Origin of the sequence: Methylomicrobium sp. Wu6, from assembly GCF_035916875.1 — a bacterium.
In the GTDB taxonomy this organism is placed as follows: domain Bacteria; phylum Pseudomonadota; class Gammaproteobacteria; order Methylococcales; family Methylomonadaceae; genus Methylomicrobium.
In genome coordinates, this window is record NZ_JAXUHN010000060.1 from 45,303 (window position 1) to 57,756 (window position 12,454).

Below are 12,454 nucleotides of genomic sequence, written 5' to 3' on the forward strand. Positions count from 1 at the left end.
AGCGACTCGGCGCCACTCGCATGACGGCTGAAAATTGAAAAATTCACCCCGGCATCGGTGACCGTTGACCCCGGCGGAAAATAGAAGCCGATGCTCGCTTTATAGCTACGAGTCATGGCAATTTACTCCCTATAATGATCACGTACCCGCGCGATTGCGCAACTGTTCTGGCATGTAGCTGCGGTCGCTTAAAACCTCCAGCATCGGTCCGTACGTCACAAACTTGACTATCGACACGGAAGCCGCGGGGGTGTTGATACGATCCCGGTAACGACCGACATCAATGCCCAACAAGCTACAGAGAATGATGCGTATGGTTGCCTTATGCGAGACCACCAGCACATTGCCGGCCTTGTACGTAGACTCGATCTCGGTAATGACGGGAAGGGAGCGGGCGGCGATCTGAATCGCCGTTTCACCGCCGGTCGGCGGGTTCCAGGCCGGATCGGTCTGCCAGCGCAGGAAGTCTTGATCATAATGTTGACTGACATAGTCAGGCTCCTGATCTTCCCAGGCGCCGTAACTGATTTCACGGAGTCCATCCCTGATCTGCATCGTCAAGCCCAAGGCGTCGCACAAAGGCTGTGCTGTCGCGATCGCTCTTTTCATCGGGCTGACATAGACATCGGTCCAAGGTATCGAGCGATAGGCTTCGGCGAAACATTGCGCCATTTGTCTGCCTTCCTGGGTAAGTTCGGCATCGAGAGCTCCACAATAAGCGCCGCGTTGGCTGTACGTGGTTTCCCCATGACGAAGCAAATAGATTTTCAGTGCCATAGGGTATTACTCCTTGGTTGACATAATAAACTCAGCGATTTAAAGCTCATACCCTAAATCTGGATATTCGAAGAAGTTTCAAACGCTTGCCGGCCCATTAAAACTGATCGTCAGCCCGCCCGGCTTGGCAAGATCGCCGTGCAAATCGACGCCACGGCGATTTGCCGCCAAATGGCGTAGAATCTTGTAAACGTCTTCGATCCGCTCGCCGGCATCCGCTTTTTCCGCCAAGGCTGGCAATGTCAGGGGCTGATCCGCGCCTTTCAAAACGGAGAGAATTTTACGCTGCAGGCCCAACAAATTCTCTGCGGCTTTTTTTCCGGCTTCTACACCGGGCTGATGATAAGCATTAATGTTGATCAGAGAGGCATAAAATCCAACGGCGCGCTCGTAAAGGGCGATCAGGGCGCCGACCGATCGAGCATCTACCCGGCTAATCGTCACCGTTATCGAGTCCCTTAAATTCTCGAAAAGCGCTTGCCGCGTACCCTGTAAAAATCCGGAAAGAAAGTCGCCGCTGGTGACCTCGGCTTCCACCTCAATGGAGGGTCCCGCCCGGTCCTCCAGCACTTCGATGAAAGTTACAAAAAAATTCGCCACACCTTCCCGAAGTTGCTGAACAAAAGCGTGCTGGTCCGTGGAGCCCTTGTTACCGTAAACCGCAAGGCCTTGATGGACCGTATTGCCGTCCAGATCTTTTTCCTTGCCCAGCGACTCCATCACCAGTTGTTGCAGATAGCGTGAAAACAGCAGCAGAGAGTCTTTATAGGGTAAGACCACCATGTCTTTTTCACCCTTGCCGTTACCTGCAGCATACCAGGCAAAGGCCAGCAAAGCGGCCGGGTTGCGCTTGAGTTCGTGGACGCGAGTGGCGCTATCCATTTCCTTAGCGCCTGCTAACAGCGCGCGGACATCAATCCCCAGCAGTGAAGCCGACAACAGGCCTACCGAAGACATCTCGGAAGTTCGCCCCCCTACCCAGTCGAACATAGGGAACTCGGCCAGCCATCCTTCAATTCGCTCGAGTTCATCCATTTTGCTGCCCAACATCGTGATGACCACGGCATGGGCTGTAAAATTCAAGCCTTGCTGCTCGTAGGCGTGCTTCACTTCCAGCATCCCATTGCGGGTTTCGGGCGTCCCGCCGGATTTACTGGTGACGATGACCAGAGTACTGTTAAGCCTGTGGTGCAACCTATTGAGGATGCGATCGATCCCTGTTGGGTCGGTATTGTCGATAAAGTGGATAGCCAGCGGCGGACAAGCGGCCGACAGCGCTTCGGCCACAAATTCCGGACCGAGTGCCGACCCGCCAATCCCAATCGAAAGGATGTCGGTGAACTTAGGCGCTTCCGGCGGACGAACCGAGCCGTCATGAACCTTCTTGACAAAAGCCTCGATACGATCGATGTTACCCGGGATTTGGTTTTTCAATTCCAATGGCGCAATCTCAGGGTTACGCAACCAGTAATGCCCAACCATGCGATTTTCATCCGGGTTCGCTATGGCGCCTCCTCCATGTCTTTAAACGCTTTCGCGAATTTTGGCTGTAAAAACTCCACCAAACTCTCGCTAAACCGCATACGGCTGATATCGAGATACAATCCCAAGTCCTTGTGAAAGTAAAGCCAATCTTGGTAATGCTGCCAGAGCTCTCGCGGGTTCATTAATCTTTATCCAAATAGCTTAATAAAATTGATTTTAATTGCGCCCGGTAGGCTACGCCAGTCGTTAGGGTTTTTGATAAACTACGGGGCCGGCATCGACAGCCCTTCCTGTTTAACTCATACCTTTCATCGTTACGGTTACCGGACGGACTTTCCAAATCTCATCGCAATATTCACGAATCGCGCGATCCGAAGAAAATTTGCCTGCTCTGGCCGTATTCAGAATGGATATCCTGGTCCAGTTCTCCGGGTCTTGCCAGATCTCGGCGACTTTGTCCTGACAGGCGATGTAATCGGCATAATCGGCGAAGACCAGAAAGGGGTCGGACTGGCACAGGTTATCGATTAAAGGACGGAATACCTCGGTGTCGCCATTCGAGAAATGCCCCGATGCGATCAGCTGAATCGCTTCGGCCAATTCGGGATTGCCTTCGACGTAGGCATAAGGGCGATAGCCTTGCTGCTGAAGTCTGACGGTTTCCTCAGTGGTCAGCCCGAACAGGAAGAAATTTTCCGCGCCAACTTCTTCTCGTATTTCAACGTTGGCACCGTCCAGTGTGCCGATGGTTAAGGCGCCGTTCAACGTGAATTTCATATTGCCGGTTCCGGAAGCTTCCTTGCCCGCCATCGAGATCTGCTCGGATAGATCGGCTGCCGGATAAATGAGCTGCCCATTCCGCACATTAAAGTTGGGCACAAACGCGACGCGCAAATATTGATTCACGTCCGGATCATTATTTACCACCTAGCCCACCGCATTGATCAATTTAATGACACGCTTGGCCATAAAATAACCGGGGGCCGCCTTGCCGCCGAAAATGAATGCTCGCGGCGCGATAGCACGCTTGGGATCACGTTTCAGACGGTTATACAGTGTGATGACATGAAGAATGTTCAAATGCTGGCGTTTGTATTCATGAATACGCTTGACCTGAACATCAAACAACCAGCTGGGGTCGAGTTCGATTCCGGTCCTTCTGAGGATATAATTAGAGAGATGCTGCTTGTTGGACTGCTTGACGGCTCGCCATTCTTTACGAAACGCGGCATCCTCCGAGAAGGACTCGAGCATTCTGAGCTGTTCGGTATGGGTAATCCATCCGTCACCGATTGTGCGGGTAATCAACTCCCCCAGTTTCGGATTGGCTAAAACCATAAAACGCCGAGGCGTCACGCCATTGGTTTTATTATTAAAGCGATCCGGCCATAATTCATAAAAATCCCTGAGCACATTTCGTTTCAAGAGCTCCGTGTGCAATGCCGCCACCCCGTTGATGGAGTAACTTCCAACGCAGGCGAGATGAGCCATGCGAATGTGTTTATCGCCATTCTCATCAATTAATGACAGCCGTTTGATTCGCTCTTCATCCTGGAGATGGTTCTCGCGAACCGCGGCAAGAAAACGTGCATTGATTTCGTAAATAATCTCGAGATGCCTCGGCAACATTTCGCGGAACAAAGGCAACGGCCAAGTTTCCAGTGCCTCGGGCAATAATGTGTGATTGGTGTAGCCGAAAGTGCGCCCGGTAATATCCCATGCTTCATCCCAGGCGATCCGGCGTTCGTCGACCAACAGACGCATCAATTCGGCCACACCGATAGAAGGATGGGTATCGTTAAGCTGTACGGCAAACTTTTCCGGAAAACGCTGCGTAGGCACCCCCAAAACATCAAGAAGACGCAGCATGTCCTGCAGCGAACAAGACACGAAAAAATATTGTTGCGCCAGGCGGAGCCTCTTGCCGATATCAGGCTCGTCATTCGGATAAAGCACCTTCGTCAGCGTTTCGGAGGTCACTTTATCGTTCACCGCCGCATAGTAATCACCGGTGTTGAAGGCCTGAAAATCGAAACTTTCGCAGGCCTCGGAGCTCCATAGCCGCAAGGTGTTGCAGGTGTTGACTCGATAACCCTGGATGGGGGTATCATAAGCCATGCCTTTGACTGCCCGATCAGGTATCCATCGCACACGCTGCTTACTATCGGCATCTTGATAATATTCAGTATGGCCACCGAAATTGACATAATAAGTGATATCGGGTTTGGCAATTTCCCACAGGTTGCCTCCGCGTAACCATTTATCGGTTATCTCGCATTGCCATCCGTCGCGAATTTCCTGATCGAAAATTCCGAATTCATAGCGAATCCCATAACCGAGAGCATGTCGTTCAAGGGTCGCCAGGGAATCCAGGTAACAGGCGGCCAATCGGCCCAAGCCGCCGTTGCCGAGACCGGGTTCTTCCTCTTCGGCAAGCAATTCGTCCAGTTCAAAACCCAGGTCGACGACTGCTTGGCGCACCTCATCCTCAATGCCCAAATTCAATAAATTATTGCCGAGATGGGGGCCCATCAAAAACTCTGCTGACAGGTAGCAGGCCACTTTAATATCCTGCTCAGAGTAGGCCTGCACCGTTTCAATCCAGTGCTGTTGCAATCTGTCGCGTACAGCCAGCGATAAAGCCTTGTAACAATCATGTTTGGTAGCCAGCGAAGGAAGCCTTCCTATACTGTGTTTCAGGTGACCATAAATTGCTTGTTTAATTTCTTCAACAATTGCCAGCATAGTGTTATTTCCAAATAGTCGGTTAGTCGAATTTATTGCCCTGACGGTATTTTCGCTGCCCTGTTTGTATTGAGCCCATTTCTAAAACGCAACCTAAAAGACTTATCAAAGCAGCGCTTGTAGTTGTCCTGGCTCCATTAGAGCTGCATGGCGCGCTCTTTTTCCTTACCAAGCCAGCCGGCATTCAGGACGGCATTTTTGCTATCAAACGGACAAACTCTCGCGAAGAATAAAGTTTCAGCCGGAAAGATGCACCAGCCTTATCTAAATCGCCCAGAATTTTGGCTAAATGACATCCTTCATCGAATTTAACAAATAGTGCTTTAAAATTATGTAGCTAAAGAAACATCAGCGAATTCAATGTTAGAATAAAATTAGATATATATATCCGTTATCAACGCTAATTAAGCAAAGTTATCCGGCCGCGTTTTTAAAAACAAGTTACTCGACATTCAACAAAATAAAAATTGGACCTTGGTCCAATATGAATATGATGACGGAACAAACCCATTCCTCTGATCCCATGTTTCTTCTAGCTGAAGATCCTTCGTCCCTTGCAGTTTGGCTTACTACAGCCGACCAAAACACCCTGTTTCAAAGGCAGCCAGTGGATCTTTGCTTTGCCGCCGCCGACATCAACGATTTCCCCGTGATAACTGTGGATGCCGAGCAGAAGTATCAGGTCATGGAAGGATTCGGTTTCTCCTTGACCGGAGGCAGCGCGATGCTGATCAGTCGCTTGCCTGCCGCTGACCGGAGCGCGTTGTTGAGAGAATTGTTCTTGCCCGATGGAAACGGCATCGGCATCAGCTTTCTGCGCCTGAGCATCGGCGCCTCGGACTTGAGCGAGAGAAGCTTTTCCTATGACGACAGGCCGGACGGACACGCGGATTTCGAGCTTGTGCATTTCGACATTGAAGCCGGAGACATTGAAGTGATTCCACTGTTGCGGGAAATTCTGGCCGTCAACTCTACAGTCAGGATCATCGCCACTCCGTGGTCGGCGCCGCCGTGGATGAAGACCAACCAGAGTTTCATCGGCGGCAAACTCAGACCGGATTGCTATGGTGTTTACGCCGCTTACCTAGTCAAATACCTGAAAGCAATGCGGGAGAGAGGCATCACCATCCATGCCATCACTCCGCAGAACGAGCCCTTGAATGATAAAAACGAGCCCAGCATGGTCATGGAGGCATGCGAGCAGGTCGAGTTCATTAAGAACCATCTGGGACCGGCTTTGCGGAATGTGGGTCTGCCCGGCGTGGAACTGTTTTGCTGGGACCACAATTGCGATGTAAAAGAGTACCCCTTGGCAGTTTTCGCCGATGCGGAAGCGCGTCGCTATCTGAGCGGGTCGGCCTGGCATCTGTATGGAGGAGATATTTCGGCCCTAGCCGACGTGCATCAGGCTTACCCGGAAATGAAACTGTATTTCACCGAACAATGGGTGGGAGCGGACGGGCAGTTCGCGGGGGATCTGCTCTGGCACATAAGACATGTCCTGATCGGTTCCATACGCAACTGGAGCCGGATCGTGCTGGAATGGAACCTGGCTTCCGACCCTTTCTGTTGTCCCCATACACCGGGCGGAGAGGCCCGCTGTGTCGGTGCGTTGACCATCGGCGAAGAAATTGGCCGCAACGTCGCCTACTATGTGATCGGCCATGCCTCGAAATTCGTTCGCCCCGGCTCTTCGAGAATTCATTCCGATGCACAAGCGTCCTTGCCCAATGTGGCTTTCCTGACGCCAGCAGGCCATATCGTTTTGATCGCGCTCAATGACGGCGCCGAATCCCGGTCTTTCAACATCCAATTCCAGGGAAAAAAAGCCACTGCCATCCTGCCGGCAGGAGCAATAGGCACCTATGTCTGGCCGGCAGTGTAAAAATCTCTTGAAACCTCATCCATCCAGCAGCACATCAAGGCGTCGGAAGTGGCCAAGGCGCAACGCTTCAGCGTCTTGTCCATCCAAATGCCGGCCCTCCACCGTTCGCACGATGCCATCCCTACCATGCAACCGGTAGCGGCGGGGCATGACCGCAGCGTGACCGAAGGTATCCTGCCGCGTGGGGTTGATGTAGACCAGCAGGGTTGCTCCGAACAAAGCACAGGCCACGCTATTGTCAGGCAATGTTTCTTCAACACCGAAGGGATTGGCGCATTGTTCGTTCGTTGAAAAAAAAGATTTCGACAAGACCGGCGCTGGAACAAACAACAGCCTTTCCTGCGCATACACAAATGGGGCAGGCCCGAGGAAAAGATGAGTCCACAGGTTTAAAAGCTCTACCGTGGAGCCCGAGAGACGGGCTACACAGCCCCGCCCGTGTTGCCGAGGATCGATAGCGAAGCCGCTGCTGACCAGAAAGCTGGAATTTTCTATCGGGCTGCGTCCATATTCCATGGGGTCGCGAAACGCCACCAGTAACTTTTCTATCTGTTCGTAGAACTCCTCGACTAACCCGGCCTTGACCATTTCCAATACAAACTTGTAATGCATGTGCAGAAAGATTGAGCCGTTCTCCAGCCAGCCATAGTTGAAAACGCCGATCCGGCCCAGTTCCATGGCATTTTCCCCGAGCCGTTCGTTCAATCGGTACATGCCCAGCTTTTTATCAAACAATTCCGAATTGTGTGCCGCATCATATAACGATCCCGCCTCCTGCGGTTTCGCGATCCGTAAAGCATGAACGAAACCCTCCAGGAACAGCGGCAACGGCTTTTGACGAAAGTGTGTCACCTCCGCTCTGCCCTCCTCGTTTTCCTGGTACTGATCGGCTTCATAGGCGAAATAGCTGATGATTCCTTCCGGCCTGCGCGCTTCGCTGACGGCTGCGTCCAGATAGCTCGAAACCGTCCTCAAAAAGTTCTGCGCCGCAGTCATCGAAAAGGTGTGTTCGCTACCCTCAAAGCCCATGAACACTTTTTCCCGATAGGCTTCCTTCAAGGTTCCGCACTTCCGCCAGAATATCTCAGCCGTGCGCTTTGGCTGATGTAAAAGCGATTGCAGGCCGGACATAAAATCTGCCAACTCCACCGGTAGAGAAAATTCTCCATCGACATCGGCTAGGGCTGTAGCGGTAAAGTCCACCAGGCGCTTGAGTTCGATCGTTTCATTCACCGACGACCCGAAAAGCCCGGGGAGACCGTTCAAGGCATCACACCAGCCGGGGCGGTCCGCCTCCATTTCTATGCCTACCCCGAAGGGATCCAGGGAGGACAGTTTGTTGACCACTAGGGTGAGAATTTTTCCAAGCAGCGTGGTGAAAACGATCTCGCCCTGGCCGCCCCGGGTGCGAACCTGATAGCGGCGCCGGCTGCGGGACTTGATCAAGGCTATTTTGTCGGGGCGCGCCTGCACTGCCGCGAATTGACGTACCCCTTGGGGCGTTACGACGTATTTTTTGGACCGGGGGAGAACAAAATGAGTCGGGTCGAAGAAGGTGTAAGTCTTTTCCAGGAACAAACCGGCCAGCCGATCCGGATAAATGGCCTTGTAGCCAATCAGCAAATCCACCAAATAGGTCCAGTGGTCTGACCAATAGCCCCGGTCAAACTCGGCATCCTCCACCTCCTGTGCACGCGCCAAAATTTCCCGCACAATGGGCTCCGGACTCTCCGTAATCGACTCAAGCAGCACCTGCCAGAGTTCCGCGTATTTAAACTCCCGAGACAATACCGATTCTAATTGGGGAATCTGGGCAAAATAAGACGCAAAGGTTTGCGGCGTCTCCACGGCAAAACGTGAGTTCCGTAAGGAACAGGGATTGAAGCCGTCCGGCTGAATCAAATTGAAGAAATAGCGGATGTTTTTGGTATTAAGAGCAGGATCGAAGAACAGATCCATCCGGCGGTTTTGCAGCACATCCCGAAAATCGCCGTTGCCTTCGGAAAAAAACGTATCCTGCAGCAGAAAATCGTTGTAATCCCTTTCCAGATCGCCATGCTTGCGGCCGAACAAATACAATCGCGTACCTCCCGGCACCTGCATCGGAAACCCGCCGCGCAAACCGTTATCCAGATAACACTGGCGGACATGGGCATCGAAGAGGGGATGTGCGGTCGCGGTAAAGGCCCGATTACCGATTCCCTCCACCAGGCGGCGATTAATCTCCCGTTTCGTCTCAAAATAGTCCTGCTGGCTTGCCCCAATCAAGAATTGCTCAAGCTCCGGCAACGAAGGAGCATGTCCATAAAGGCCGTAATATACCTGGCTCTCTCCCGGCTGGAGTTCGAGAGTCATTGCCTGGAAAGCCGAGGGCATTTGATTGGCCACTACCTGATTATCGAAGTCAAAACGATCATCGGAAAAAAATCGTTCCGGCTTGGAAAAGTCTCCCGCCAAGCCGAAAATCTTCTCCGCGTCCACCAACACCCGGTTACGCTCGCCGTTCAAGAAACCGACGTAAAAATTGCCCGGGATGACCGGTTGCACCTGCGGGGTGTCCGACGGCCATACTTTCAGTCGATAAAAAGGCAGATTTTCCTGCACGCCTTCGACCCGCATGAAGGCTTCCGATGTTCGGCTCATGAATTTCACGCCCCATTGATTGAGGCCGTAGGGCAGCACTTGCGGCAAACCATCGACGATGTCGATTCTTCTGGCCTGTTCGGAGGTATTCACAATTGTGACCCGCCTCACCAAACCGGCCACGGACGCTTCGGGGAGGGTGAACATATCGGCTCGAATGCTGAATCCGAAATGGGGGTTGATTTCTTCCACGCCGATTTCATGGGGCGTCACGTAAAGGCGTTGAATGGCATCAGGTCCCGCTCCACGCTGGAAGGGCTCGTGTGTGAGGGTTCGATCGCCAGCAGCAATCTTCAGGAAAGTGCGGAAGCCTCGGGATGGCGTCAGTTGATACGCCTTGTCGGCGGGATAAAACTCCAAAAAAGCGCCGTCTTTGTTACGCACCCCAAAACTGGCCACGGCCTGGCCACGGTTGACATAAAAAGCCCACGCTGGGCGACCCAGAGTTCCGGCGATGCCCGGCAAAAAACTGGCAAAGGGAATACGATCGTTGTATTGCTCAATAACAAAGCAATTATTTTTGTCTCGGAAATTGTAGGGCTGCTTCATCGGCATTCACACTCAATATGGAGCTAAAAATTCTTCCAATTCCAGCTACCCTCTTCCCGAATTTTCAGGATAGCGTCGCATAAATCCAGTTCCTCATTTTCCTTACTGCCATTGATATAGGGAGATAGAATAAGTTTTGCTGCGCGTTCATGACACCTCCTCGAACACATAAGTTTTGATTGCATGAGCGTGAATCGAAGTCTTCGCCTCAAAACCCCGAATATTGAGGAAAAACTCGAAGAGTTGTTCGGATCGGTTTAAAACGACCACGACAATAATTCCGTCACGGTTCAGAAACGCGGTCGTCTCGAGCGCGTCGAGGGTTTTCGTACAAGCCAGCCTGCGCGCGCCCGGACGGATGAAACGGGAGAAATGGCCAATATAGTAATAAGAACTTTGATAGAGCACCTTCCTCGCCCGAGTGTCGGCAATGATGGGAGCGCTGCAGAAATTATTCACGTGGTTGGGACCTCCCCTTTCGTCCAGGACGAGATTCCAGTCCACCCATGCCACCGTCCAGCGGTTGAGGTCGTTTATGATGGAACGCGCATAACGCTCGCCCGTATCCCATGAACCGAGATGGGGCCCACCTTCCTGGCAGCCTTCGGTGAAGATCAGGTGTTTGTCGGGATAGGCATCATGGGTCATCTGAACATTATCGAAATGATCCCCGCAATACCAATGGAAACCCACACCCCAGACATAGCGGGCAGCCTCCGGATCGTCCAGGACTATCTTGGCCCGTTCATACATCCGGTCGCGGTTATGATCCCAGATGATCAACTTAACATGTCCAAGACCGGCGTCATTCAGGGTTGGGCCAAGATAGTCCCTGACGAAATCGCGTTCCTCTTCGCCTGTATACAGGCAGGAATCCCATATCTGCGAGGCTTCCGGCTCATTCTGCACGGTCAGGCCCCAGATCGGTATGCCCTCCCGGCCGTATTCCCCGATGTAGCGGACATAATAATTAGCCCAGGCTTGGCGGTACTCCGGTCTCAGCTTGCCGCCGCCGTTCATCTGTCCGTTGGTCTTCATCCAGGCTGGCGGACTCCAGGGCGAAGCGAACAGTTTCAGCTTTCCCTTGGTTATTTTAATCGCATCGAGAATCATCGGAATCAAGGATTGCCTGTCGCGGTCGATGTTGAAATAGTTTAGCTCGAGATCGCCTTTCACCTCGGCATAGGCGTAATTTCCGAGAGAAAAATCGCAGCTGTTGATAGGGGTTCTACATAGGGTGTAGGAATTGCCCCGGTCTGACAAAAAATAGGCCTCCAATATTTCTTGGCGCAGGTGCCAAGGCATTTTGCCCAGCGTCACGGCAGCCGCCTCGGTGAAAGCTCCGCCGAACCCGATGAATTCCTGAAACTTAACTGCGGGATCGATGGATACTGCGGATCCCAGGGGTTCAGAGGCAGGCACGAATTCCGTCGGCTCCAGTTCCGAGAGCCGGTAGGCTGTGTCGCGGGCGGTGCAAAATTGCTTTACGAGGCGCTGCGCAGTCATCTTGTGTTGTCCGGATATTATTTATAGCAGGCAAGAATCGTCATCCTAAACAGGCGATACTCGAACCGAATACGCTAAACCTTGAGAAAAAAATCAACAATGATGGGATATAGTCAAAACAAGCAATTCCCATAATTTTCTTTCCTCAACGAAGGAGAGTACACACCTGCAGGAAGGTATTTGCTTCATCCTGTCTGCCGATTAGGCATGCTCTGTAACTCTCATTTCATCGGATCGGATGAAATAATCTTTTCATGATCGTTAGGAACGATTACTGGGCGAAGCCCTTTGATGCCATGCAAGCATTAAATGCCTGATTATAGGCATCGCTTGACGCACTTTGTTGCTGCTGGTCTTGCCGCCGTTGCTGGCGTTGTTTGGCTGCCCCGGCAGCGGCCCCCATCTTGGCGGCTTCCTGCATCTGGTTGCGGGTATATTCCTCGGAGACCTGATCGGATACATTGCCATACTGGTTGGTTTTGCTTTTTGCCTTGGCTGCACCCGCCAGAGCGCCGGCTGCCGCCCCCCTGGCCCGACCTCCTGCCGGTGGCTGCTGGGTGGTCCCTGATGCGCTTGCTTGCTGTTGGGCGATACCCTGACACTCGGCCTGGGCCTGTTCATAGGTAATCTGCGCTTGCGCCAAACCAGAAAGCACAATACAGAAGACGCCTGTGCTCAAACGAATGGATTTTGGATTTAACATGATTTTTCTCCTCAATGATTTAAGTTTTATCCATGGCAGGGTCCAATGCCGTTAAGTTAAGAAGAAAGCTCCCTCTCCTGCTGGAGAGGGTTGGGGTGAGGAGGATCAAAAATAAGGAAAAATACTTTATTTTGATCCCCTCATCCCAGCCTTCTCCCGAA

6 protein-coding genes and 1 pseudogene are annotated in these 12,454 nt (G+C 52.2%); 1 reads left to right on the forward strand and 6 read right to left on the reverse strand.

What is annotated here, in order from left to right; genetic code table 11:
- Positions 1 to 138: 138 nt before the first annotated feature.
- The 3 genes and pseudogenes from U2W12_RS06715 to U2W12_RS06725 form a co-directional block, all read right to left on the reverse strand.
- The gene (locus U2W12_RS06715; RefSeq protein WP_326499898.1) at positions 139 to 777 is read right to left on the reverse strand and encodes a histidine phosphatase family protein; all 639 of its coding nucleotides are present in this window, start codon (positions 775 to 777) and stop codon (positions 139 to 141) included.
- 78 nt (positions 778 to 855) lie between these two features.
- A complete protein-coding gene (locus U2W12_RS06720) occupies positions 856 to 2,259 on the reverse strand; it encodes a glucose-6-phosphate isomerase (protein ID WP_326499899.1) in 1,404 nt (467 codons plus the stop codon).
- Between the two features lie 297 nt (positions 2,260 to 2,556).
- Positions 2,557 to 5,007, reverse strand: a pseudogene (locus U2W12_RS06725) (glycogen/starch/alpha-glucan phosphorylase).
- 607 nt (positions 5,008 to 5,614) lie between these two features.
- On the opposite strand from U2W12_RS06725, the gene U2W12_RS06730 reads away from it, so the two are divergent.
- A complete protein-coding gene (locus U2W12_RS06730) occupies positions 5,615 to 6,892 on the forward strand; it encodes a glycoside hydrolase family 30 beta sandwich domain-containing protein (RefSeq protein WP_326499900.1) in 1,278 nt (425 codons plus the stop codon).
- Positions 6,893 to 6,907: 15 nt separating this feature from the next.
- Here the strand turns inward: U2W12_RS06730 and U2W12_RS06735 are convergent, their stop codons facing one another.
- From U2W12_RS06735 to U2W12_RS06745, 3 genes are all read right to left on the reverse strand, one after another.
- Positions 6,908 to 10,090: a hypothetical protein gene (locus tag U2W12_RS06735; protein ID WP_326499901.1), complete on the reverse strand. Its 3,183-nt coding sequence runs from the start codon at positions 10,088 to 10,090 to the stop codon at positions 6,908 to 6,910.
- A gap of 141 nt (positions 10,091 to 10,231) precedes the next feature.
- Complete coding sequence (locus tag U2W12_RS06740; protein WP_326499902.1) at positions 10,232 to 11,590, reverse strand: glycoside hydrolase family 30 protein; 1,359 nt, start codon at positions 11,588 to 11,590, stop codon at positions 10,232 to 10,234.
- A gap of 271 nt (positions 11,591 to 11,861) precedes the next feature.
- A complete protein-coding gene (locus tag U2W12_RS06745; protein ID WP_326499903.1) occupies positions 11,862 to 12,293 on the reverse strand; it encodes a hypothetical protein in 432 nt (143 codons plus the stop codon).
- Between the last annotated feature and the right edge of the window lie 161 nt (positions 12,294 to 12,454).

Coding starts and splice junctions, on each gene's coding strand:
- U2W12_RS06720 (WP_326499899.1), bottom strand. CDS start 2,259: ATGGTTGGGCATTACTGGTTGCGTAACCCTGAGATTGCGCCATTGGAA.
- U2W12_RS06735 (WP_326499901.1), bottom strand. CDS start 10,090: ATGCCGATGAAGCAGCCCTACAATTTCCGAGACAAAAATAATTGCTTT.
- U2W12_RS06715 (WP_326499898.1), bottom strand. CDS start 777: ATGGCACTGAAAATCTATTTGCTTCGTCATGGGGAAACCACGTACAGC.
- U2W12_RS06740 (WP_326499902.1), bottom strand. CDS start 11,590: ATGACTGCGCAGCGCCTCGTAAAGCAATTTTGCACCGCCCGCGACACA.
- U2W12_RS06745 (WP_326499903.1), bottom strand. CDS start 12,293: ATGTTAAATCCAAAATCCATTCGTTTGAGCACAGGCGTCTTCTGTATT.